At 73.3% G+C, this 424-nt stretch carries 1 protein-coding gene; it reads left to right on the top strand.

Going from position 1 to position 424, the window contains the following annotated elements; genetic code table 11:
* Positions 1–265: 265 nt before the first annotated feature.
* A partial coding sequence (locus tag TN53_RS42540; RefSeq protein ID WP_046264275.1) for a polysaccharide deacetylase family protein occupies positions 266–424 on the top strand: 159 nt, incomplete at its 3' end.

Raw genomic sequence — 424 nt, 5'->3', positions numbered from 1 at the left:
TGGCGGGCCAGTCGTGCATGAGGATGACCTGCCCGTTGGTGAGCCGGCCGGCCGCCGCGCCGATCGGGTCGGGACTGGGGTTGTTCCAGTCCCGCGAGGCGACGTTCCCGACGATCCCCGGCCGGTCCTACCTTGCCGCTAACGGCTTCACCGATGCCTTTGGTTCTCCGTACGCCGGCCGGAAAATCCCCGGTGGCCCACCCCCCCCTTTTCCTATCGCCTGTGGGGCCCCCGGGCCCCCCTCCCGTTCCGGCCCGCCCCCCCTTTGGCCGCCGCGGGCCCCCTCCCCGGCCCCACCGCCGCCTCCGCGCAGACCCCCGCCTGCGCCGGATACCTCGGACTCCCCTTCGACGACGGCCCGGGCAGTGGCACCCCCGCCCTGCTCAACTCCCTGAAGCAGAACGGCCTCAGGGCCACCATGTTC

Source organism: Streptomyces sp. WM6386, assembly GCF_000972385.1.
In the GTDB taxonomy this organism is placed as follows: Bacteria; Actinomycetota; Actinomycetes; order Streptomycetales; family Streptomycetaceae; genus Streptomyces.
Note: the sequence above shows the minus strand (reverse complement) of the source record. Positions and strands in the feature narration are given on the sequence as shown.